Source organism: Streptomyces justiciae (assembly GCF_015163075.1).
GTDB lineage: Bacteria > Actinomycetota > Actinomycetes > Streptomycetales > Streptomycetaceae > Streptomyces > Streptomyces justiciae.
Genome location: NZ_JADDXU010000002.1, coordinates 325131 through 347982 on the forward strand (window position 1 = coordinate 325131; position 22852 = coordinate 347982).

The window sequence follows — 22852 nt, forward strand, 5'->3', positions numbered from 1 at the left end:
CATGGGGAAAGCGCAGCTGCAGTCGATTCACGTACATCCGGTCAAGGCGTTCCGGGGCCTGGCGCCCCGGGAGGCCGTCGTGGAGCCCTGGGGGCTGGCCGGAGACCGGCGCTGGGCGCTGATCGACGACGGGGGAAAGGTCGTCACGCAACGCCAGCAACCGCGCATCGCGCTCGCCGCCGCCGAGCTTCTGCCCGGCGGCGGCGTTCGCCTGTCCGCACCCGGCATGGAGCCGCTGACGGTGCCCGTGCCGCGACCGGTCGACACCGTGCCGATGCAGATCTTCCGGGACAAGGTGGAGGCGGTACCCGCCGAGGACCCGGCCGTGCACGCCTGGTGCAGCGCCTATCTGGGCGCGGACGTCCGGCTGGTGCACATGGACGATCCGGCGACGCGCCGGCCGGTCGACCCGGAGTACGCGCGCGAGGGCGAGACCGTCAGCTTCGCCGACGGCTATCCGCTGCTCGTCACCACGACCGCCTCCCTCGACGCCCTCAACTCCCTGATCGCGCAGGGTGATCACGCGGCCGAGGGTCCGCTGCCGATGAACCGGTTCCGGCCCAACGTGGTCGTGTCCGGCACCGAGGCCTGGGCCGAGGACCACTGGTCACGCCTCGCGATCGGCGAGGTCGTCTTCCGCGTCGCCAAGACCTGCGGACGCTGCGTGGTGACCACCACGGACCAGGCCAGCGCCGAGCGCGGCCGGGAGCCCCTGCTCACGCTGGGTCGTCATCGGCGTCTGGGCGGCAAGCTGGTCTTCGGGCAGAACCTCGTCCCCCTGTCACCGGGCGTGATCCGCGTCGGCGACCCGGTGACGGTCCTGGAGTAGCAGAGATCCGTTCGAGGGCCGCTCGCGGGAACTGGCGCCGGGGGGCGTGGCGTTGGCATGTGTGAGAAGTTCATAAGAAGGGCCCGGCGCGGGTGATTTCGCTCTCTCTTTGACCGGGCCCGCGGGTGTTCTGCCGTCCCGAGGGTTATCACGGAGCGGGAAGGGGGTGCGGACGGTGCGAGCGATCAGCGGACTCTGGCGCTGGCGGCACAATCCGCTGCGCCGTGCGACCGACCTCGCCGAGGCCTGGATCGCACTCGCGGCGCTGCTGCTGGTCCTGGTCGTCACACCACTGGCCGGCGCTCTCGTCGGCGGCGTGGCCCAGGACGCCCTGCAGAAGTCCGTCCGGCAGCAGCAGATGTCCCGGCATGAGGTCACGGCCACCGTGACCCGCGCCCTGGGCCGTTCCCCGCTGGACGCCGATCCCGAGACGACCACCGGCAGGGATCTGCGCAGCCGCGTCCTCGCCGACTGGACCGCGCCGGACGGCACCGCGCAGCACGGCCCGGCGATGGCGAACCTCAAACACCCGCACAGCGGCGACCACTTCCCGATATGGACGGACGACCACGGCCGCATAGTGGCCCGCCCGCTGGACTCCGCGACCGCCACCACGCACGCCGTCCTCGCCGGAGTCGGCGCGGCCCTGCTCGGCATCGGTCTCGTCGAGGGCAGTCGGCGGCTGATCGTCTGGCGCATGGTCCGTCGCCGGTACGCCCGTTGGGACCAGGCGTGGGCCAAGGCTGGCCCGGACTGGGGCAGGACCGGGACCGGCAGCTGACAGCCTTCCCACTCTGGTCAACCCACCACCCGCACGCACGCTACGGTGGACCGGCCGAGGCATTCGGCAATCCAGACCCGCGTACCACGAGGTGGGGGCACAGCAACGCCATGGCACAGGGCACGGTCCAGGTGACGCACACCGGCACATCGCGGTGGCGGCGCCGCACGGGTGAGTACGCGTCGCTCGCCGCCGCCCTGGAGGCCGCGGCCGAGGGCGACGTCCTCACCATCGCCCCCGGCACCTACCGGGAGAACCTCGTCGTGCAGCGGGCGGTGACCCTGCGCGGTCCCGAGGGCTCGCCCGGCTCGGTGCGGATCGCGCCGGTGGACGGGGTGCCGCTCACCGTGCGGGCCTCGGCCGTGGTGCAGGACCTGCATGTGGAGGGCCAGGACGCGGCGGCGCCGGCGCTGCTCGTCGAGGAGGGCACTCCGGAGCTGACGGACATCCGGATCGTCACCCGGTCCGCGGCCGGCATCGAGGTCCGCGGCGGCGCCCGCCCGACGGTGCGGCGGTGCACGGTCGACAACCCGGCCGGGGTCGGCATCGCCGTACTCGACGGCGGGGGCGGGGTGTTCGAGGAGTGCGAGGTCGTCGCCGCCGGTCAGGCCGGTGTCGCGGTCCGCGGCGGCGCCCACCCGCGCCTGGAGCGCTGCCGGGTGCACCACGCCTCGGGTGTGGGTCTTTCGGCGACCGGCGAGAACTCCGCGCTGGAAGCGGTGGGTTGCGAGGTCTACGAGGTGCGGGGCAGCGGCGTCCAGGTCACGGGCCGGGCCACCGCGCATCTCACCGACTGCGATGTGCACCGCACCACCGCCGACGGGGTCACCCTCGACACGGACGCCGTGCTGACCCTGGCCGACTGCCGCATCCACGACATCCCGGAGAACGCGGTGGACCTGCGCTCGCGCTCGGTCCTGACGCTGACGCGCACGACGGTGCGTCAGTTCGGGCGCAACGGCCTGTCGGTGTGGGACCCGGGCACCCGCGTGGACGCCAACCAGTGCGAGATCTTCGACAGCACCGGCGACTACCCGGCGGTGTGGGTCAGCGACGGCGCGACCGCGGTCCTGGACTCCTGCCGGGTGCACGACGTGCCGGACGCGCTGTTCGTCCTCGACCGCGGCTCCCGCGCGGACGTCGTCGACAGCGACATCTCCCAGGTGCGCAACACGGCCGTGTCGGTGAGCGACGGCGCCACCGCCCAGCTCGACGACTGCCGTATCCGCGACGCCGCGACCGGCGCCTGGTTCCGTGACCACGGCAGCGGCGGCACGCTCAACAACTGCACGGTGGACGGCACCCAGACCGGCGTGATCGTCACCAAGGGCGCCGACCCCACGATCGAGCGCTGCACGGTCGACTCCCCCGCCGAGGCCGGCTTCTACGTCTCCGCGGGCGGCCGGGGCAGCTTCCTCAACTGCCGGGTCACGGGCAGTTCCGGCTACGGCTTCCATGTCATAGACGGCTGTCGCACGACGTTGCGCAAGTGCCGTACGGAGCGCTGCTCGCGCGGCGGCTACGAGTTCGCGGACGCGGGGCCCGACGCGGGCTCCGGGACCGGTCCGGTCGTCGAGGACTGCACGAGCGACGAGAGCGCGGGCCTGCGGCCCCCCGCCGCCCGCGAGACCGCCGTGCAGACGGCGAGCCAGTCCCCCGGCCTGCTCGGCGCCATCCCTGGGCAGCGCACCACCGAACAGGAACCGCTGGTCACCCCCGCCGAGCCGGAGCAGCCCTCGCGCACCTCGAAGGCCGTCCTCGGTGAACTCGACGCGCTGGTGGGCCTGGACAGCGTCAAGCGCGAGGTGCGCGCCCTCACCGACATGATCGAGGTCGGCCGCCGCCGCCAACAGGCGGGCCTGAAGGCGGCGTCCGTCAAACGGCACCTGGTCTTCACCGGCTCCCCCGGCACCGGCAAGACCACCGTCGCGCGGCTCTACGGCGAGATCCTCGCCTCCCTCGGTGTGCTGGAGAAGGGCCATCTCGTCGAGGTGTCCCGCGTCGACCTGGTCGGCGAGCACATCGGCTCGACGGCGATCCGCACGCAGGAGGCCTTCGACAAGGCGCGCGGCGGCGTGCTGTTCATCGACGAGGCGTACGCGCTGTCACCGGAGGACTCGGGCCGTGACTTCGGCAAGGAGGCCATCGACACGCTCGTGAAGCTGATGGAGGACCACCGGGACGCGGTCGTGGTGATCGTCGCGGGCTACACGGCCGAGATGGAGCGCTTCCTGTCGGTCAACCCCGGTGTGGCGTCCCGCTTCTCACGGACCATCACCTTCGGCGACTACGCGCCCGACGAACTGCTGAGGATCGTCGAGCAGCAGGCGGACGAGCACGAGTACCGGCTGGCGCCGGGCGCGCCGGAGGCCCTGCTGAAGTACTTCACGGCGATCCCGAAGGGCCCCGCGTTCGGCAACGGCCGTACCGCCCGCCAGACCTTCGAGGCGATGGTGGAACGGCACGCGAGCCGGGTCGCCCAGGTCGAGGAGCCGAGCAAGGACGACCTGACGCTACTGTTCGCGGAGGACCTGCCGGAGCTCCCCTGACCTGGCGGTGCTGTTCGCGGAGGACCTGCCGGAGCTCCCCTGACCTGGCGCTACCGCTGCGCCGGTACGTCCGGTCGCAGCCTCGCCAGCAGTTTCGCTCGCTCCTGCGCGAAGGCGGGGTCGGCTTGGTAGTCGGAGTGCCCCAGGATCGGCGCGGGCAGCGGGTGTTGGTCGGTGCGGCCGTAGGCGAGGGGGTCCTTGAGGGGTTCGTGATCGACCTCGGGGCCGCACTCGCCGGACAGGCGCATCGGGCCGCCGATGGGGTCGGTGGGCCGGTAGAGGTTGCGCCAGCAGGCGACGTCGTGGTGGAGGGCGCTGAGCGCGGCCGGTCCGAAGTGGGCGGGGAACCAGCGGCCGTAGAGGCGTTCCAGCGGTGAGCCGTAGGTGAGCAGGGCGACCCGCCTACGGTCGGCGGGGGTGAGCTGCCAGGCCGCGGCGGCGGCGAGGACGCTGCCCTGGGAGTGTCCGGAGATGACCAGGCGGCCGCCGGTGGCGCGGGTCCAGGTGGCCATCCGCCAGGTGAGGTCGGGGACCGCGCGCTCCGCGTAGCAGGGCGGCGCGAAGGGGTGGGCGGCGCGCGGCCAGAAGGTGCCGACGTCCCACAGGATGCCGATGGTGCGGCGGGCGGAGGGGTCCTTGTAGGCGCGCCTGCCCCAGGTGACGAAGAGTATGAAGCCGAACCCGATCAGCCAGGAGCCGAGCGCCTGCGCGGTGTCGGCGGCGCCCTGGAGGAAGGCGTACGAGTCTCCCGCCGCCTCGGCCGGCACCTTCTTGGTCGTCATCGCGCCGACCAGCGCGCCCGCGCCCAGGAGCAGGGTGACGGCGGAGGTGACGCCAAGGATGCGCGGGGCCCGGTCGGTGAGGGTGGCCAGGGCGCGGGCGGTGGCGATGCTGCGGGTGCGGGCCCGGTCTGTGGGCTCTCCCGGGTAGTCGGTGTCGACGGCGGTCAGCTCGGCCCGGCGCAGCTGCCAGGCCCGGCGGCCCAGCCAGGCGCCGAGCAGCAGCAGGACCACGAGGAGCGGCGGGATCACGGATGCCTGCCAGGTCAGCAGGACCGGCGGGCCGGGGATCGAGGTGCCCGTGCCGTCCAGCCAGTCGGACACCCGCTGGGCGACCCCGCCGGACATCACCCCGCCGAGCGCGCAGGCCAGCATCGCGACCGCGGGGCCGCCGAGGCCGCGCATCGCGGCGCGCGGGTCGGGGTGCGTACGGTGCAGGACGTGGGCGACGACGGCCATGACGATCACGATCAGCCCCTGGACCAGGGCGATGCCGCCGAAGGTCGCGTCCCCCGGCAGTCGCCCCCGCGACTCCCACCCTGGCCGCTCCCAGCCCGCGTACACCAGGGTGAGCAGGAGCAGGACGAGCGCGGCGAGCGGCAGTCGTCGTACGAGATGCTCGTCGAGCTCCCGGTCGAGGCGGTTCTCGCTGCGGCCGCGGCGGCAGACCACCCATACGACGACCACCGCACCGGCGGCGATGGCCAGGAGCAGCAGCCGGCCGAGCGTGTCGAGCGGGGCGGGGCCGCCCGTGCGGTGGTCGAAGCCGGCCGCCGCCGAGGCGACGGCCGCGGCGACGGTGAGCAGGGCCGCGGCGGTGTGGGCGGCGCGCAGCCGGGCCACCAGGCGGCGGCCGTACCAGAAGCCGGGGCGGCCGAGGGCGGTGCGGGCGGTGTCCTCGTCGTGCTCGGCGGGGTGAGTCAGGGGCTGCTGGGACTCGTACGCGTTCCAGGTGCGGTGGGACAGGTACCACAGCAGGCCCGTCAGCGCGGCGGGCAGCAGGGCGGCGAGGGCGAGGCGGCGGCCGGGGCGGCTCCACCAGCCGCCGTCGGAGACGGTCGGGGACAGGAAGCCCAGCCAGGAGTGCCGGTCGGCGCACGCGCGCGTGCCCGCGCACTGCCAGGCGGTCAGGTCGAGGGCGACCTCGCAGACCGCCGCGACCAGCAGCACGGTCAGGGTGAGGGCGGCGAGCCGCACCAGCAGTCCGTACAGGCGGACCGTCCGCGTACGGCCGCGGGCGCTGGGGCGCATCCAGTGGGCGAGGTTGACCACCATGAACGGCAGCAGCAACAGCCACAGCGCGCGGGAGGAGTTGCCGGAGGTCAGATTGCACCAGACGTACGCCTCGGGCACCGGCTCCTCGCGGCGCCCCTCCGGTCGTCGTCCCGCGTCGGCGTCGACGTCCTCGGCGCGCCGGAACACGGCCGCCGTGTCGTCGCCAGTGATCCGCACGGTCCGCGGATCGTCGAGCATCTTCTCGGGCGTCGTCCCGCCCACCCCGTGGACCAGCAGCTCCAGGGCGGAGCCGGTCGTCGAGGCACGTTCCTGCGCACGTTCCACTGTTCGCACTTCCCCCGTGACGCGCCGTCGGCATGTGTCGGTGCGGGCTCAAGGATCTCCGCTGCGGCGGCCTCGTACACCCCTCGTCACGGAATCTCCCCGATCCGTGTGACACGCGGGAGAACGATGGGGTGAAGGTGACATGCGCGCGTCGTGACAGTCGGTGCCGCGACCCGTACCGTGACGTGCGAGGATGGGACGTCCGCGGGCTGGTGGGAGCCGGTGCGCCGGGCGTGTCGAACGGATTGCGGCGAAAGGACCGGAGCGTACGTGAGTGAGAATCAGAACCTCCTCGCGGAGCAGCGGCGCGCCCTCATCCTGGACGAAGTGCGGCGCCGCGGCGGCGTCCGGGTCAACGAGCTGACACGAAAGCTCGGCGTGTCGGACATGACGGTGCGCCGCGATCTCGACGCGCTGGCCCGGCAGGGCGTCCTGGAGAAGGTGCACGGCGGCGCGGTGCCGGTGGTCGAGGCAAGCACCCACGAGCCGGGCTTCGAAGCGAAGTCGGGCCTGGAGCTGACCGCCAAGGAGGACATCGCGCGCGCGGCGGCCGAACTGGTCGCGCCGGGCAGCGCGATCGCCCTGTCGGGCGGTACGACGACATACGCGCTGGCCCACCATCTGCTGGACGTGCCGGATCTCACGGTCGTCACCAACTCGGTGCGGGTGGCCGACGTGTTCCACGCGGCGCAGCGCACCTCGGGCCCGCGACAGGGCGCGGCCACGGTCGTGCTGACCGGCGGTGTGCGCACCCCGTCCGACTCCCTGGTGGGCCCGGTCGCCGACCAGGCCATCGCGGCGCTCCACTTCGACGTGCTCTTCCTCGGTGTCCACGGCATATCGGTCGAGGCTGGCCTGTCCACGCCGAACCTCGCGGAGGCGGAGACCAACCGCCGGCTGGTGCAGTCGGCGCGCCGGGTCGTGGTGGTCGCCGACCACACCAAGTGGGGCACGGTGGGCCTGAGTTCGTTCGCCGCGCTGGAGCAGGTCGACACGCTGGTGACGGACGCGGGGCTGCCGACGGCGGCGCGCGAGGAGGTCGCCGAGCATCTGCGGCGGCTGGTCGTGGCCGGCGAGGCCTGAGCCGGTACAGACAGTTGATGGTGCGTCAGCTACCGTGACACCCTCCGTTCGTCACGAGGAGGGTGTCGGCCATGGCGCACCAACTGCGCGCGGTGGGGCTCGAGTTCGTCGACTCCGCACCCGTACGGCTGGTCTTCGCACGGGAGATGTCCGCCCCGCCGGAGCAGGTCTTCCACGCGCTCGTCGATGACGTGCCGGGCTGGACGGAGTGGTTCGCCGCGGTGACCCTGGCCCGGCCCACCGGTGACGGCACCACGCGCGAGATACGCCTCAGGGGCGGCGGGCGCTTCCAGGAGACGATCATCGCGGCGAAGGAGCCGGAGGTGTACGCCTACCGCGTGGACGTCGCCAACGTGCCTGGCGTCCGGGCCCTCGTCGAGGAGTGGCGGCTCACCCCTTCGGGGGCGGGCACCCGGGTGCGGTGGACGTTCGCCACGGACGGCACGGCCGCGTTCCGCGCCGTCGCGAGGCTCGCCACACCGGGGCTGGGGCGGGCGTTCAGGGATGCGGTCGGCGCGCTCGACCGGCGGTTGGCCTCCTGACACGGGCGCCGGGCGCTCCGCGCGCGTCGGCCGTCGGTCGGGTGCGGCGCCGTCGTGGCTGGTCGCGCCCACGCGGCGGAGCCGCATATCGATGCAGCCTCGCGCCCCTTGCGGGGCGCTGCCGGGCCCGGGGGCGACATCACCCGCCTGCTCAGCTCGGCCAGGCCCCCGTCTCCAGGAATGCATCGATCGCCGCGCTGTACGGCGCGATGTCCAGGCCCTGTTCGGCGAGCCAGGCGTCCGAGTAGTACTTGTCGAGGTAGCGGTCGCCCGGGTCGCACAGCAGGGTCACGACACTCCCCTGCCGTCCTTCGGCCACCATCTCGGCGACGATCTTCAGTGCGCTCCACAGCCCGGTCCCGGTCGAACCGCCCGCCTTGCGGCCGATGGCCCGCTCCAGGGCGCGGACAGCGGCGACGCTGGCCGCGTCCGGGACCTTCATCATCCGGTCGACGGCTCCCGGCACGAAGCTCGGTTCCATGCGCGGCCGGCCGATGCCCTCGATGCGGGAGCCGCAGTCGCAGGTGACGTCCGGATCGCCGGTGGTCCAGCCCTCGAAGAAACAGGAGTTCTCCGGGTCGGCGACACAGATGCGGGTGTCCCGCTGCGTGTAGTGGACGTACCGGGCGATGGTCGCCGAGGTGCCGCCGGTGCCGGCCGTGGCGACGATCCACGCGGGCTCCGGGAACCGCTCCAACTCCAGCTGGCGGAAGACGGATTCGGCGATGTTGTTGTTGCCGCGCCAGTCCGTGGCCCGTTCCGCGTAGGTGAACTGGTCCATGTAGTGGCCGCCGGTGTCGACCGCGAGGCGGGCCGACTCCTCGTACATCTTGCGCGGGTCGTCCACGAAGTGGCACTGCCCGCCGTGGAACTCGATCAGGCGGATCTTCTCGGCGCTCGTCGTGCGCGGCATGACGGCGATGAAGGGCACCCCGATCAGCCCGGCGAAGTAGGCCTCGGAGACCGCCGTCGAGCCGCTGGACGCCTCGATCACCGGGCGGTCCGGCCGGATCCAGCCATTGCACAGGGCGTAGAGGAAGAGCGAGCGGGCCAGTCGGTGCTTGAGGCTGCCGGTCGGGTGGGTCGACTCGTCCTTCAGATACAGGTCGATGCCCCACCGCTCGGGCAGCGGGAAGCGCAGGAGGTGGGTGTCGGCCGAGCGGTTGGCGTCGGCCTGGACCTTGCGGACGGCCTCTTTCAGCCAGTCGCGGTAGGTGGCGTCGCTGCGGTCGACGTCGAGGGTGTCGAGGGTCTCGCCCGTCCGGGACTGCTGGGGAGTGCTCACAGCGGGGCTCCTAAGGGGGTGGCGTCGACGGCGGATCGCGCTGTCGACGCACCGATCATAAACACCTTCCGCACGCTTCTCACCTGCATAAACACACCTTTGAGCACCTCAAAGACCACCCTGTAGGGCGTGCTTCGCAGGGCCATGGGGGCGCATTCGGACGAGTGCTCCGGGCGCTCGGGGCGAGCGCGTCATGCGTACTGGTGCTCGACGCCTGGTGCGGGCAGACTTCACCGGACGGGACGCAGGTCCCCACGGGGGCGCACACTGGATCATGCAGACAGCCGGTTCACGACCCGCGCGGGATCAGGAGCCGGCCCGACGAGGGCGCACTAGGGGGCGGGGAGGCATGGCGGAACCGGAGTTCACGGCCACGGGCGTGCGGATCGGGAAGCGGCTGCGCTCCCTCACCCGGGCCGGTCAGGTCCGGATCAGCGACGGCAGACTGGAACTGCTCACCAGCTACGGCAGCGAGATCGACAGCGCTCCGGTGCAGGCGGTGCGCGCCTCCAAGCCCTGGTTCGCCGCCGACGACCGGGCGCTCGCCGACCTCAACGGCAAGCGGTACCTGCTCACGCTCGGCGACCACGACCCCGCTCCGGGCGAGCCGGGGCCACCGGCGGCGCGGCGGTTCATCGAGGCGGTACGGAAGGCTGCGGGACGTAACAGGTGAGGCACCGCGAGTTGCGGCACCTCACCCCTTGAGCCACGCTGTTCTCACGTCACTCTGGGTTTACCGGCGATAACGCTGCGAACCAGCCCGCCGGGCATGGCAGCAGGTGGCCGTTTCACCAGGCGCCCTGCTGGATCGATCCCAACTCCGTGTTCTTCCGGACCTCTTCAGTCGGGGAGTCGCAGCCGTGATCAGTCACCCAAGCAGGCACTGCACGGTGGAGCTGCAAGCCCTGCCGTCGCGGATCGGCCAGGTCCGCAGAATCGTCTCTGCGCAGTTGCGCTACTGGCATCTGGACCCCCTCATAGACCGGGCGGCGCTCGGTGTGACGGAGTTGCTCACCAACGTCCACCGGCACGCCCAGCCCGACAAGATGTGCACCGTGGAGATCGAGCTGCTGCTCGACCGGCTCACCGTGTCGGTGCACGACCACGACCCGCGTCTGCCGGCCGTGGACACCATGACGGACGACGACTCGCTCGCCACGTGTGGACGTGGGCTCGCGATGGTGGCCGCCGTCAGCGAGAGCTGGGGGGTGCGTGCGGAGGGCGACGAGGGAAAGGTCGTCTGGTTCGCGCTGTCCGCGCCCGCCGTCGTGGGCGCCGGTACGTCGCGGCCGTCGCGGCGCGCGGGTGGGGAGAAGAGCGGGCGGGTGTTCGCCGAGGTCGAGCACGCCGTCGACGGCCGCAGGGCCGAACATGCTCCCGCCCGGTCGGCCGTTGTCGGCTGACCGGGCGGTGACAGGCTCCGGTCGGCTGTTGCCGACTGACCCGGCGGTGACAGGCTCCGGTCGGCTGTTGTCGGCTGACCCGGCGGTGACGGACTCCGGTCGGCTGTTGTCGCCTGACCCGGCGGTGACGGACTCCGGTCGGCTGTTGCCGACTGACCCGGCGGTGACAGGCTCCGCCGCGCTCAGGGCACCGGCTGGAGTCGGCGTGCGCGCAGTGCCGCCGTGTACACGTCCGCCGTGGCCGTCGCGGCCGCGTCCCAGCCGAAGGCCCGGGCATGCCGGACGGCGGCCTCGCCCATCCGGGCGGAGCGCGCCGGGTCGTCGGCGAAGCCGCGCAGGGCCCGCGTGTAGTCCACCGGGTCGTGTCCCGGTACGAGAACGCCGCTCACCCCGTCGCGCACCGCCACCGGCAGACCGCCGACCGCGGCCGCTATGACCGGGGTGCCGCAGGCCTGTGCCTCGACGGCGACCAGGCCGAAGGACTCGCTGTGGGACGGCATGACCAGGACGGACGCCGCCCGGTACCAGTCGGCGAGCCGGTCCTGGCCGACCGGCGGCATGAACCGCACGACGTCGGCGATGCCGAGCCGGGCCGCCAGTTTCTGCAGTCCTTCCGGCTCGGCCAGGCCGCTGCCGCTCGGTCCGCCCACGACCGGCACCACGATCCGTTCCCGCAGCCCGGGCCGCTCCGCCAGCAGCCGGGCCACCGCGCGCAGCAGCACGTCCGGCGCCTTCAGCGGCTGTATGCGGCCCACGAAGAGCGGGATCAGCGCGTCCCGTGGGAGGCCCAGTCGGGCGCGGGCCACGGCCCGGCCGGCCTCGACCCCGCGGGCGTCCGGCCGGAAGCGTTCCAGGTCGACGCCGGGATGGACGACGGCGACCCGGGCGGGGTCGGCGTCGTAGTGGCACAGCAGTTCGGCCGCTTCCTTCGCGGTGTTCGCGATCAGACGGTCGGCGGCCCGTACGACATGCGTCTCGCCGCTCACGCGCGCCGGGGGCTCGGGGGTGTCGCCGCGGGCCAGGGAGGCGTTCTTGACCTTGGCCATGGTGTGCATGGTGTGGACGAGCGGGACACCCCAGCGCTCCGCGACGAGTCGGCCGACGTGCCCGGAGAGCCAGTAGTGGGAGTGGACGAGGTCGTAGTGGCCGGGACGGTGGCCGGCCCAGGCACGTGTCAAGCCGTGAGTGAAGGCGCAGAGCTGCGCGGGGAGGTCCTCCTTGGCCAGGCCCTCGTACGGTCCGGCGGGGACGTGGCGTACCAGGACGCCGGGGGTGAGTTCGACCGTGGGCAGGAGCGCGGCGGAGCCGGCGCGGGTGAAGATCTCCACCTCGATGCCGAGGGCGGCGAGCCGCCGGGCGAGTTCGACGATGTAGACGTTCATCCCGCCGGCGTCACCGGTGCCGGGCTGGTGCAGCGGTGAGGTGTGCACGCTGAGCACGGCGACGCGGCGGATCACGTGCGCGCTCCCGCCGTCGTCGCCTCGGTGCGCAGGTCGAGGCGGTGCTCGCCCGCGTACACGTTCATGGAGCCGCCGCGCAGGAAGCCCACGAGCGTGAGGCCGGTCTCGGCGGCCAGGTCGACGGCGAGGGAGGACGGTGCGGAGACCGCCGCGAGCAGCGGGATGCCCGCCATGACCGCTTTCTGCGCCAGCTCGAAGGAGGCCCGGCCGGACACCAGCAACACACTGCGGGAGAGCGGCAGTTGGCCGGACCGCAGCGCACGGCCGATCAGTTTGTCGACGGCGTTGTGCCGGCCGACGTCCTCGCGCAGGTCGAGCAACTCGCCCTCGGGCGAGAACAGTCCGGCGGCGTGCAGCCCGCCGGTCCGGTCGAACACCCGCTGCGCGGCCCGCAGTCGGTCGGGCAGGGCGGCCAGCAGTTCGGGGGTCGTCCGGAGCGGGGGCGAGTCGGCGATCGGCCAGCGGGCCGTGGTGCGTACGGCGTCCAGGCTCGCTTTTCCGCACAGACCGCACGACGACGTGGTGTACACGTTCCGTTCGAGGGTGATGTCGGGCAGCGGGACGCCGTCGGCGAGTCGGACGTCGACGACGTTGTACGTGTTCGAGCCGTCCTGTGTAGCGCCCGCGCAGTACACGATGTTCGCCACGTCCTCGGCCCGGCTCACGACGCCCTCGCTGACCAGGAACCCGGCGGCGAGGGCGAAGTCGTCGCCCGGGGTGCGCATGGTGATGGCGAGCGGCTTGCCGCCCAGCCGGATCTCCAGCGGTTCCTCCGCGACCAGCGTGTCGGGTCGGGTGCTCACGGCACCGTCCCTGATCCGCAGCACCGGCCGTCGCTCGGTGACCCGTCCCATGCCCGGCCTCAGCACTCGATGACGTTGACGGCGAGGCCGCCGCGGGCGGTCTCCTTGTACTTGATCTTCATGTCGGCGCCGGTCTCCTTCATGGTCTTGATGACCTTGTCGAGGGAGACGTGGTGCCGTCCGTCGCCGCGCAGGGCCATCCGCGCGGCGGTCACGGCCTTCACCGCGGCCATGCCGTTGCGTTCGATGCACGGGATCTGGACCAGGCCGCCGACCGGGTCGCAGGTGAGGCCGAGGTTGTGTTCCATGCCGATCTCGGCGGCGTTCTCGACCTGTTCGGGTGAGCCGCCGAGCACCTCGGCCAGTCCTCCCGCGGCCATCGAGCAGGCGGAGCCGACCTCGCCCTGGCAGCCGACCTCGGCGCCCGAGATGGAGGCGTTCTCCTTGAAGAGCATGCCGATCGCGCCGGCGGCGAGCAGGAAGCGGACGATGCCGTCCTCGTCGGCGCCCGGCACGAAGTTGATGAAGTAGTGCAGGACGGCGGGGATGATGCCCGCGGCTCCGTTGGTGGGCGCGGTGACGACCCGGCCGCCGGCCGCGTTCTCCTCGTTCACAGCCATCGCGTAGAGCGTCACCCACTCCATCGCGCCGGCCAACGGGTCGCCCTCGCCGCGCAGTTGGCGGGCGGCCGCGGCGGCCCGCCGGCGGACCTTCAGCCCGCCCGGGAGGATGCCCTCGCGCCCCAGACCGCGGGCGACGCAGGCCTCCATGACCCGCCAGATCTCCAGCAGTCCCGCACGGATCTCCTCCTCCGTGCGCCAGGCCTTCTCGTTCTCCAGCATCAACGCGGAGATCGACAGACCGGTCTCCTTCGTCAGACGCAGCAGCTCGTCGCCGGTACTGAACGGATGGGCGAGCACGGTGTCGTCGAGCTTGATGCGGTCCGCGCCGATCGCGTCCTCGTCGACGACGAAGCCGCCGCCCACCGAGTAGTACGTCTTCTCCAGCAGCGGCACCCCGTCGGCGTCGTACGCGAAGAGGATCATGCCGTTGGCGTGGTAGGGCAGCGAGCGCCGCCGGTGCAGGACCAGTTGGGTCGAGGCGTCGAAGTCGATCTCGTGGGCCGGACCGATCTCGGCGCCGAGCAGGCGGATGCGCCCGGTGTCGCGGATGCGTTCGACGTCCAGGTCGGCCTGGGCGACGTCGACCGTGTGCGGCTCGTTGCCCTCCAGGCCGAGTAGTACCGCCTTGGGCGTGCCGTGGCCGTGGCCGGTGGCGCCGAGGGAGCCGAAGAGCTCCGCGCGGACCGCGACGGTCTGGGCGAGCAGGCCGTCCGTCTTCAGCCGGGCGGCGAACATCGCGGCGGCGCGCATGGGTCCGACGGTGTGTGAACTGGACGGTCCGATGCCTATGGAGAACAGGTCGAAGACGCTGATTGCCACGCCATGCTCCGTGGGATTGGAGGGGCGTGCCGGTGGGTCACGGGCACGCCCCTGCGGGAGGGGTGTCGGTTACAGGGCGGGGTAGAGCGGGTGTTTGTCGGCCAGGGCCTTGACCCGGGTCTTGAGCGCCTCGGCGTCGTACGACGGCTTGAGCGTCTCGGCGATGACGTCGGCGACCTCGGTGAAGTCCTCGGCCGTGAAGCCGCGGGTGGCCAGCGCCGGGGTGCCGATGCGCAGACCCGACGTCACCATGGGCGGGCGCGGGTCGTCGGGGACGGCGTTGCGGTTGACCGTGATGCCGACCTCGTGGAGACGGTCCTCGGCCTGCTGCCCGTCCAGCTCCGACTCACGCAGGTCTACGAGGAGCAGGTGCACGTCGGTGCCGCCGGACAGGACGTTGACGCCGGCCTCGCGAGCGTCCGCGGCGGTCAGGCGCTCCGCCAGGATGCGGGCGCCGTCGAGCGTGCGCTGCTGCCGCTCCTTGAACTCCTCCGAGGCGGCGACCTTGAAGGACACCGCCTTCGCCGCGATCACATGCTCCAGCGGGCCGCCCTGGAAGCCGGGGAAGACCGCCGAGTTGAGCTTCTTCGCGAAGTCCTTGTTGCGGGCGAGGATGATGCCGCCGCGCGGGCCGCCCAGGGTCTTGTGAGTCGTGGAGGTGACCACGTCCGCGTACTCGACCGGGTTCGGGTGCAGTCCCGCCGCGACCAGGCCCGCGAAGTGGGCCATGTCGACCCACAGGTAGGCCTCGACCTCGTCGGCGATCCGCCGGAACTCCGCGAAGTCCAGTTGCCGCGGGTACGCCGACCACCCGGCGATGATCACCTTCGGACGATGCTCCTTGGCGAGCTGCTCCACCTCGGCCATGTCCACGAGACCGGCGTCGTCCACGTGGTACGGGACCACGTTGAACTGCTTGCCCGAGAAGTTGATCTTCATGCCGTGGGTGAGGTGGCCGCCGTGCGCCAGGTCCAGGCCGAGGATCGTGTCCCCAGGGGAGGCCAGCGCGAACAGGGCCGCCTGGTTGGCTGAAGCACCCGAGTGGGGCTGGACGTTGGCGTACTCGGCGCCGAACAGCTCCTTGACCCGGTCGATGGCGATCTGCTCGGCGACGTCGACATGCTCACAGCCGCCGTAGTAGCGACGGCCCGGATAGCCCTCGGCGTACTTGTTCGTCAGCACCGAGCCCTGCGCCTCCATCACCGCGACCGGCGCGAAGTTCTCCGAGGCGATCATCTCCAGGGTGGACTGCTGCCGGTTCAGCTCGGCGTCGACCGCGGCGGCGACCTCGGGGTCGAGCGCGTGGAGGGAGGTGTTGAACAGGGTCATCGGCGGTCTCCTTCGGTGTGGGCGCAGTGGGCGGCGTAGGCGTCGGCGGACAGCGCGCCGGCGATGTTCTCGACCCGCAGCCGGAACAGCCAACCGCCGGTGTAGGGGGCGGCGTTGACGACGCCGGGGTCGTCGGCCAGCGCGGAGTTGACTTGCAGGACCCGGCCCGAGGCGGGGGCGTACAGCTCGCTGACGGCGGACTGCGAGGTGATGCGTCCGCAGCTCTCCCCCGCCTCGACCCAGGTGCCGACCTCGGGCAGGCGGAGGTGGACGACGTCACCGAGGGCCCGGGCCGCGTACGCGGTGATGCCGACGGTCGCGTCGCCCTGGTCCACGGCCAGCCACTCGTGGTCCCAGGTGTAGCGCAGGTGCCGCGGAATGCCCGGGGCGGTCTCCTGCGTCGGGTGCGGGGGCGGCGGGGTCATGAGAGGGCGGCCGCCGTGGCGGGGACGAGGGTGCGGCGCAGGCGGTTGAAGAACTTCGGCTGGTTGAGGGAGAGCACGGCGACGGGGGTGCCCTCGTGCCGGTAGACGGCCGTGAAGGCACGGGTGTCGACGGCGCCCTCGACGACTTCGGGTGCGGCGCCGGGCGTGATGTGGCCGGCGACCTGGATGCGGACGCCGTACTGGTCGGACCAGAAGTACGGCGGGGTGGCCGGGGCCGCGGCGGAGACGCCGGTCAGCAGGGTGCGGGCGGCGGTCCTCGCCTGTTCGGTGGCGTTGCTCCAGTGCTCGATGCGGGTGTGCCGGCCGGTGAAGGGGTGGGGGCAGCGGGCGACGTCGCCGACGGCGACCACGCCCGGGACGCCGGTGGCGCAGCCGCTGTCGCAGACCACGCCGTCGTCCACCTGGACGCCGGAACCGGCGAGCCAGTCGGTGTTGGGGCGCACGCCCACGCCGACCACGACGATGTCGGCGGGCAGCAGGCGGCCGTCCGCCAGCCGCACCCCGGTGACCCGGTCGTCGCCGACGAGTTCCGCGACCCCGGTGCCGCACAGCAGGCGCACGCCGTGATCGGTGTGGAGCGAGGAGCACACCAGGCCCATCTCGCGGCCGAGTTGGCGTTCCAGCGGGACGTCGAGCGCCTCCACCACGGTGACGTCGAGGCCGAGCAGGCGTGCGGTGGAGGCCACCTCGGCGCCGATGAACCCGGCGCCGATGACGACGACCGTGGGCCGGCCGTCCAGCAGTTCGGCGCGCAGGGCCTGGGCGTCGTCCAGGGTGCGCAGGGTGTGGACACCGCGCAGCCCGTCCGTGCCGGGGAGCATGCGGGGGCTGGCGCCGGTCGCGATGACGACGCCGTTGGTGCGGACCTGGCGGCCGCCGGTCAGGGTGACGGTGCGGGCGACGGGGTCGAGCCGTACCGCGCGCTCGCCGAGCAGCCACTGGACGTCCAGGTCGTCGTACTCGGCGGGGTCGCCGAGCGCGAGGGCGTCGGCGCCGATGTCGCCCTTGAGGAAGTCCTTGGACAGGGGCGGGCGGTCGTAGGGAGTGTGCCGCTCCTCCCCCACGACGACGAGCTCGCCGTCGTAGCCCTCTGTACGCAGCGCGCGGACCGTGCTCAGGCCTGCCAGCGACGCTCCGACGACGGTGATGCTCCTCATGCGGGCTCCTGACGGGAGTTGTCTCACATAACACAACGACGATCGCTATACGCAACATGCTTTCCGCGCAGTGCGGGGATTGTCAAGGGAGCGGTCGCACATCAATTTCCGATGACGCTTTATGTTGCGCGCCTCGCAACGAGGGTCGGTCAGAGCGGTGGCTCGTCCCACTGGTCGAGGAGGGCGTCGCCGGTCATCTCGTCGAGCCCGGACTCGGCGCCGTCCAGGGACTGTTCGCTCCAGATGACCTTGCCGCGATCGGTGTAGCGGGTGCCCCAGCGCCGGGCGAACTGGGCGACGAGGAACAGTCCTCGGCCGCCTTCGTCGGTGGTGGCGGCGTGGCGCAGATGCGGGGAGGTGCTGCTGCCGTCGGAGACCTCGCAGATGAGGCTGTCGCGGTCGTACAGCAGACGCAGGCGGATGGGTTCGCCGCCGTAGCGGATGGCGTTGGTGACCAGTTCGCTGAGGATGAGTTCGGTGGTGAAGGCGATCTCGTCCAGGCCCCAGTCCGAGAGGCGGCGGATGCAGGCGGCGCGGAGCGGACCCAGGGCGGCGGGGTCCGGGGGGACGTCCCAGTCGGCGACCCGGTCCGGGGCGAGCCGCAGGGTGCGGGCGACGAGGAGGGCGACGTCGTCGCGCGGGCGGTCGGGCAACAGGGCGTCGAGGACCGCCCGGCAGGACTCCTCCGGGGTCTGGTCGGGGTGGGCCAGGGCTCCGGCGAGGAGGGCGAGGCCGACGTCGATGTCCCGGTCGCGGTCCTCGACGAGTCCGTCGGTGTACAGGGCGAGCCGGGAGCCCTCGGGCAGCCGCAGGTCGGCGGTCTCGACGGGGAGTCCGGCACCGAGGCCGAGCGGGGGCGAGACCGGGACGTCGGGGAAGGTGACGGTGCCGTCGGGGTGGACCAGGGCGGGCCCTGGATGGCCGGCCCGGGCGATGGTGCACTGCCCGGAGACCGGTTCGTAGATCGCGAACAGGCAGGTGGCCCCGGTGACGGGCGCGCTGTCCGCCGTGTCGGCCTCGCTGTCGTCGATGCGGGCGACCAACTCGTCCAGGTGGCTCAGGAGTTCGTCCGGGGCGAGGTCCAGGGAGCAGAAGTTGTGGACCGCGGTGCGCAGCCGTCCCATGGTGGCGGCGGCGTGCAGTCCGTGGCCGACGACGTCGCCGACGACCAGGGCGACGCGGGCGCCGGGCAGCGGGATGACGTCGAACCAGTCGCCGCTCACCCCGGCCTGGGCGGGCAGATACCGGTAGGCGACCTCCAGGGCGGACTGCTCGGGCAGGGCGTGCGGCAGCAGGCTGCGCTGGAGGGTGACCGCGGTGGTGTGCTCGCGGGTGTAGCGGCGGGCGTTGTCGATCGCGACCGCCGCCCGGGCGGCCAGCTCCTCGGCGAAGGCGAGGTCGTCCTCGGTGAACGGCTTCTGCTCCGAGCGCCAGAAGTCGACCATGCCCAGCACCATGCCCCGCGCCCGCAACGGCACGGTGATCAGGGAGTGGATGCCGAAGTCCAGGACGCGCCCGGTCCGCTCGGGGTCCTGGGCCCGCCAGCCCGGCTCGCCGCTCGGCTCGGACACCAGCACGGCGTGGCCACTGTGCAGTCCCTGCGCCTGCGGCATCGACGGCAGGAACGTGATGCGCTCCCCCGCCGGATACAGCGGCGGGTCGTCCCGGATGCCGCTGACGGCGATGCGGTCCATGGCCGGGCTCGCGCCGTCGGGTTCCTCACCCTGGCGGACCGCTTCCAGCAGCTCGACGGTGACGTAGTCGGCGAACCGGGGTACGGCGATCTCGGCGAGTTCCTCGGCGGTGCGCACGACGTCCAGCGTGGTACCGACGCGGACCCCGGCGTCGTAGAGGAGTTGCAGGCGCTCGCGGGCGACCTGGGCCCGGCCCGCCAGGGCGCGCAGCTCCGTGGTGTCGCGCAGGGTGGCGACGCTCCCGGCCGGGGCGGTGGGCCGGAGGTTGACGGCCAGCAGGCGCTCCCCGGCCAGGATCACCTCGTCGGTGACCACCCGGCCCGAGGTGAGCAGCGCGGTGGCGGGCGCGGGGAGGCCGAGTTCGCGGACCGGTCGCCCTTCGCCGTCGCCGGGCAGGTCCAGCAGCCGGCGTGCCTCGTCGTTGGCGAGGAGCAGCCGGCCCTCGCCGCTGACGACGACCACGCCCTCGCGGACCGAGTGCAGGACGGCGTCGTGGTGCTCGTACATCCGGGTCATCTCGGCCGGATCGAGGCCGTGGGTCTGCCGGCGCAGCCGCCGGCTCACCAGACCCGCGCCCGCCGTGACCAGGGCGACGCCGCCGACGGCGGAGCCGATCAGCAGGGGCAGCTGGTCGGTCACGCGCTGGTCGATGCTCTTCAGCGTGATGCCGACGGACACCAGTCCGACGACCTTCCCGTCCTTGTCGAAGACGGGGACCATCGCGTCCACGGCACGGCCGACGCCGGGCGTGTCGTACGTCTCCTGGTGCACATGTCCGCCGAGCGCCTCGGCGTAGGAGCCGACGACGTGCTTGCCGATGAGGTCGGGGTCGGGATGGGTCCAGCGGATCCCCTTGGTGTCGAACGCGATGATGTAGGCCACCCCGGAGGCCTTCCGGGCTGCCTCCGCCTGCGGCTGGAGCAGGGCGCTGGGGTCGGCGGACTGCATGGCGGCCAGCGTCCCGGGCGCGTGCGCGAAGGTCTCGGCGCCGACCAGCGAGCGTTCCTGGGCCTCCCGCAGACTCGCGTTGCGGGCCTGGAGCACGAGGGCCGTCAGCGCCGCTGCCACGAGCAGCAGCACGACGGCCACCTGCAGGAAGAAGACCTGGCCCGCGACGCTGTGGGCGCTCAGCACGGAGGGCAGACGTACCGAGGATCGCCGTGCTCTGGACCTCTCCATGCCTCAAGTATTGGCCGTCACCGGTCCGGCGGGGCTTCCCGTGGCCCGTCCACCTGCCGGAGGGGCCGCAACAGCAGGTGGACGGGCGGTTCTGGGGTGGGGTCAGTGCGCGGGCCTGACCTCCAGCTTGTTCTGCAGCCAGGTGTGGAACTCGCCGATGTGGTGCTCGCTGGGCACCAGGACGCCGCCCTTGGCGTACGCCTTCGAGCTCATCGCCGGCTGGGTGCGCTCGCAGGCGTCGAAGTCCTGCTGGTTGACGCGGTGGAAGAGTTCCACTGAGCGGCTGACGTCCTTGCCGCTCTCCACGACGTGCGGCAGGTACAGCCAGTCGCACTCGACGATCGTGCGGTCCGCGGCCATCGGGTACATGCGGTGGAAGATCACATGGTCGGGGACGAGGTTGATGAACACCTGCGGGCGGACGGTGATGGCGTAGTAGCGGCGGTCCTGGTCGTCGGCGACACCCGGGATGCGGTCCAGGCCCTCGGAGCCGTCGACGGTGAAGCCCTGCACCTCCTCACCGAACTCCGCGCCGTGGCCCACGTAGTACTGGGCTGCGTAACCGTCCGCGAACTCCGGGAGCACCTCGGTCAGTTCGGGGTGGATCGTGGCGCAGTGGTAGCACTCCATGAAGTTCTCGATGATGAGCTTCCAGTTGGCCTTCACGTCGTAGGTGATACGACGGCCCAGCTGGAGGTTGTCGATGTCGTAGCGCTCGATGGACTCCAGGTCGCCGAGCCGCTCGACGACCGCGCCCTGCACGTCGGCCTCGAACGACGGCGGCTCGTCGGCCAGGGACACCCACACATAGCCGAGCCATTCGCGGACGTGGACGTTGATCAGGCCGTACTCGACCCGGTCGATGTCCGGCATCGACGTCAGGTTGGGCGCGGCGACGAGCTTGCCGTCCAGGCCGTAGGTCCAGGCGTGGTACGGGCACTGGAAGGCGCGCTTGACCTCGCCGGACTCCTCGGTGCAGAGCTTGGCGCCGCGGTGCCGGCAGATGTTGAGGAACGCCTTGACCGACCCGTCCCGGGAGCGGGAGACGAGCACGCTCTCGCGGCCCACCTGGTAGGTGCGGAAGGCGCCGGGCTTGGCGAGGTCGGCGGCGCGGGCCACGCAGAACCACATGGTCTCGAAGACCCGCTCCTGCTCCTGGGCGAACACCTCGGGGGCGGTGTAGTACTCACCGGACAGGGTGGGGATCAGGCTGGGCGGCAGGTTCGTGATGGTCATCGTGTCACCTTCGGAAAAGATGCGGACTCGGAAGATTCAGACCCGCACGCGGCGAGGGTCGAACAGGGCGATGGGGTGCTCGGTGGCGCCGTCGAGGGCGAGGTCGGCGATGATCTCGCCGATCACGGGCACGAACTTGAATCCGTGTCCGGAGAACCCGCAGGCCACCGTCACCTGCGGATGGTCGGGGTGGCGAGCGAGGACGAAGTGCTCGTCCGGGGTGTTGGCGTACATGCAGGCTGCGCCCTTGAGGAAACGGCCGGGCAGGGCGGGCAGGCGGGAGCGCAGATGGTCGGCCATGGCCGCGATCTCGTCCGGGTGGATCTCGCGGTCGAGGGTGTCGGGGTCGCTGGGGACGCCCTTGCGGAAGAAGGCGACCTTGGCGCCGCCCTCGGGGCCGTCGAGGGCGGGAAAGCCGTAGATCTGGGTGCCGTCCGGGTCCTCCCAGATGTAGACGGGGTGCCGGTCGGGGGTGAAGGGGGCGGTGCCGCCCTCGGGCTGGAACCAGTACATGACCTGGCGTTCCACCATGACCCGCACCCCGAGGTCGGACAGCAGCTTCGGCGCCCACGCCCCGGGGGCGATGACCAGCCGGTCGGCGAGGTAGGCGCCGCGGTCGGTGACCACCCAGGCCTTGCCGCCGGGGCCGTCGGCCTCCCAGCCGAGGACCATCTCCGCGAAGTGCAGTTCGGCGCCGTGGGCGCGGGCCAGGTCGAGGTGGGCCGTGACGGTCTCCTCGGGGCGGGCGATGCCGGCCTTGCGCTCGTAGAACGCGATGTCCTCGGCGGCCGGGTTGAACGTGGGGAAGCGGCGCCGGATGTCGGCGGCGCCCAGCACTTCGTGGTCGAGGCCCCACTGGTGGGCGCTGGCCAGGGTGCCCGCGAAGGCCTCGCTGTGCTTGCGGCCGATCATGAGGCCGCCGGTCTCGGTGAAGACCTCGCGGCCGGAGTCGGTGGCCAGCTTCTCCCACAGTTCGCGGGCGCGCAGCAGTAGCGGCACGTATGCGGGGTCCTCGAAGTAGGCCTGTCGGTAGATGCGGGAACCGCCGTGGCTGGAGCCGAGGTTGTGGGCCGGGGCGAAGCGGTCGATGCCGAGGACGCGTTGACCGCGTTCGGCCAGGTGGTAGGCGGCTGCGCTGCCCATGCCGCCCAGGCCGACGACGATCACGTCGTAGGAAGTGGCCATGTGTCCGTCTCCTGGAAGCTTGCCGGTGTTGGAGTGATTCGTCTGCGGGCCGGTGGCGGCTTGTCGCGCCCACGCGGCGGAGCCGCAAATCGATACAGCCCCGCGCCCCT

General features: G+C 72.2%; 17 protein-coding genes and 1 pseudogene. 7 read left to right on the forward strand and 11 right to left on the reverse strand.

The genetic code is table 11. The features are described 5' to 3' along the window. The first annotated feature begins 1 nt into the window (after position 1). The 3 genes from IQ210_RS05595 (at position 2) to IQ210_RS05605 (ending at position 4159) form a co-directional block, all read left to right on the forward strand. Entirely contained in the window at positions 2-829 is an 828-nt protein-coding gene (locus tag IQ210_RS05595; protein WP_194077658.1) for an MOSC domain-containing protein, read from the forward strand. 175 nt (positions 830-1004) lie between these two features. Then, positions 1005-1610, forward strand: a complete 606-nt coding sequence (locus IQ210_RS05600; RefSeq protein WP_194077660.1) for an Rv1733c family protein — start codon at positions 1005-1007, stop codon at positions 1608-1610. 110 nt (positions 1611-1720) lie between these two features. After that, complete coding sequence (locus IQ210_RS05605) at positions 1721-4159, forward strand: right-handed parallel beta-helix repeat-containing protein (RefSeq protein ID WP_194077662.1); 2439 nt, start codon at positions 1721-1723, stop codon at positions 4157-4159. Between the two features lie 50 nt (positions 4160-4209). Here IQ210_RS05605 and IQ210_RS05610 read toward each other — a convergent pair whose 3' ends face one another. Further along, positions 4210-6498, reverse strand: coding sequence for a hypothetical protein (locus IQ210_RS05610; protein WP_194077664.1), 2289 nt, complete (start codon positions 6496-6498; stop codon positions 4210-4212). 270 nt (positions 6499-6768) lie between these two features. Here IQ210_RS05610 and IQ210_RS05615 point away from each other — a divergent pair, with 270 nt between their 5' ends. Together IQ210_RS05615 and IQ210_RS05620 are read left to right on the forward strand one after the other, a co-directional pair. Beyond that, positions 6769-7581, forward strand: a complete 813-nt coding sequence (locus tag IQ210_RS05615) for a DeoR/GlpR family DNA-binding transcription regulator (protein ID WP_059196874.1) — start codon at positions 6769-6771, stop codon at positions 7579-7581. Positions 7582-7652: 71 nt separating this feature from the next. Further along, positions 7653-8123 carry an SRPBCC family protein gene (locus IQ210_RS05620; RefSeq protein ID WP_194077666.1) on the forward strand — a complete coding sequence of 157 codons (471 nt, stop codon included), beginning with the start codon at positions 7653-7655 and terminating at the stop codon, positions 8121-8123. Between the two features lie 151 nt (positions 8124-8274). Here the strand turns inward: IQ210_RS05620 and cds1 are convergent, their stop codons facing one another. Continuing rightward, positions 8275-9408 (reverse strand): L-cysteine desulfhydrase Cds1, encoded by a 1134-nt coding sequence (gene cds1, locus IQ210_RS05625; RefSeq protein ID WP_194077668.1) that lies wholly within the window; start codon positions 9406-9408, stop codon positions 8275-8277. A gap of 349 nt (positions 9409-9757) precedes the next feature. Between cds1 and IQ210_RS05630 the strand changes: the two genes are divergently transcribed. Next, entirely contained in the window at positions 9758-10081 is a 324-nt protein-coding gene (locus IQ210_RS05630) for a hypothetical protein (RefSeq protein WP_194077671.1), read from the forward strand. 187 nt (positions 10082-10268) lie between these two features. Further along, entirely contained in the window at positions 10269-10811 is a 543-nt protein-coding gene (locus IQ210_RS05635; protein WP_194077673.1) for an ATP-binding protein, read from the forward strand. Between the two features lie 182 nt (positions 10812-10993). Here IQ210_RS05635 and mshA read toward each other — a convergent pair. The 9 genes and pseudogenes from mshA to solA all read right to left on the reverse strand — a co-directional run. Beyond that, a pseudogene (gene mshA, locus IQ210_RS05640) lies at positions 10994-12262 on the reverse strand (D-inositol-3-phosphate glycosyltransferase); the annotation flags it as partial. Positions 12263-12264: 2 nt separating this feature from the next. Continuing rightward, entirely contained in the window at positions 12265-13125 is an 861-nt protein-coding gene (gene fdhD, locus IQ210_RS05645) for a formate dehydrogenase accessory sulfurtransferase FdhD (protein WP_194077678.1), read from the reverse strand. 8 nt (positions 13126-13133) lie between these two features. Beyond that, on the reverse strand, positions 13134-14516 hold the full coding sequence (locus tag IQ210_RS05650; protein WP_194077680.1) for an L-serine ammonia-lyase: 1383 nt from the start codon (positions 14514-14516) through the stop codon (positions 13134-13136). A 69-nt stretch (positions 14517-14585) separates the two neighbouring features. After that, positions 14586-15845 carry a serine hydroxymethyltransferase gene (glyA, locus tag IQ210_RS05655; RefSeq protein ID WP_194077682.1) on the reverse strand — a complete coding sequence of 420 codons (1260 nt, stop codon included), beginning with the start codon at positions 15843-15845 and terminating at the stop codon, positions 14586-14588. Beyond that, positions 15842-16270 (reverse strand): glycine cleavage system protein GcvH, encoded by a 429-nt coding sequence (gene gcvH, locus IQ210_RS05660; RefSeq protein WP_194077683.1) that lies wholly within the window; start codon positions 16268-16270, stop codon positions 15842-15844. Before gcvH ends, glyA begins: the two co-directional genes overlap by 4 nt. Continuing rightward, on the reverse strand, positions 16267-17448 hold the full coding sequence (locus IQ210_RS05665) for an NAD(P)/FAD-dependent oxidoreductase (RefSeq protein WP_194077684.1): 1182 nt from the start codon (positions 17446-17448) through the stop codon (positions 16267-16269). Before IQ210_RS05665 ends, gcvH begins: the two co-directional genes overlap by 4 nt. A gap of 149 nt (positions 17449-17597) precedes the next feature. Beyond that, positions 17598-20321, reverse strand: coding sequence for a SpoIIE family protein phosphatase (locus IQ210_RS05670; protein ID WP_194077685.1), 2724 nt, complete (start codon positions 20319-20321; stop codon positions 17598-17600). A 102-nt stretch (positions 20322-20423) separates the two neighbouring features. Beyond that, positions 20424-21557 carry an aromatic ring-hydroxylating oxygenase subunit alpha gene (locus IQ210_RS05675; RefSeq protein ID WP_194077686.1) on the reverse strand — a complete coding sequence of 378 codons (1134 nt, stop codon included), beginning with the start codon at positions 21555-21557 and terminating at the stop codon, positions 20424-20426. A 36-nt stretch (positions 21558-21593) separates the two neighbouring features. Beyond that, positions 21594-22742 (reverse strand): N-methyl-L-tryptophan oxidase, encoded by a 1149-nt coding sequence (solA, locus tag IQ210_RS05680; RefSeq protein ID WP_194077687.1) that lies wholly within the window; start codon positions 22740-22742, stop codon positions 21594-21596. Positions 22743-22852: the final 110 nt, after the last annotated feature.

Coding starts and splice junctions, on each gene's coding strand:
- IQ210_RS05605 (WP_194077662.1), top strand. CDS start 1,721: ATGGCACAGGGCACGGTCCAGGTGACGCACACCGGCACATCGCGGTGG.
- solA (WP_194077687.1), bottom strand. CDS start 22,742: ATGGCCACTTCCTACGACGTGATCGTCGTCGGCCTGGGCGGCATGGGC.
- gcvH (WP_194077683.1), bottom strand. CDS start 16,270: ATGACCCCGCCGCCCCCGCACCCGACGCAGGAGACCGCCCCGGGCATT.
- IQ210_RS05665 (WP_194077684.1), bottom strand. CDS start 17,448: ATGAGGAGCATCACCGTCGTCGGAGCGTCGCTGGCAGGCCTGAGCACG.
- IQ210_RS05595 (WP_194077658.1), top strand. CDS start 2: ATGGGGAAAGCGCAGCTGCAGTCGATTCACGTACATCCGGTCAAGGCG.
- IQ210_RS05620 (WP_194077666.1), top strand. CDS start 7,653: ATGGCGCACCAACTGCGCGCGGTGGGGCTCGAGTTCGTCGACTCCGCA.
- IQ210_RS05630 (WP_194077671.1), top strand. CDS start 9,758: ATGGCGGAACCGGAGTTCACGGCCACGGGCGTGCGGATCGGGAAGCGG.
- IQ210_RS05670 (WP_194077685.1), bottom strand. CDS start 20,321: ATGGAGAGGTCCAGAGCACGGCGATCCTCGGTACGTCTGCCCTCCGTG.
- IQ210_RS05675 (WP_194077686.1), bottom strand. CDS start 21,557: ATGACCATCACGAACCTGCCGCCCAGCCTGATCCCCACCCTGTCCGGT.
- glyA (WP_194077682.1), bottom strand. CDS start 15,845: ATGACCCTGTTCAACACCTCCCTCCACGCGCTCGACCCCGAGGTCGCC.
- fdhD (WP_194077678.1), bottom strand. CDS start 13,125: ATGGGACGGGTCACCGAGCGACGGCCGGTGCTGCGGATCAGGGACGGT.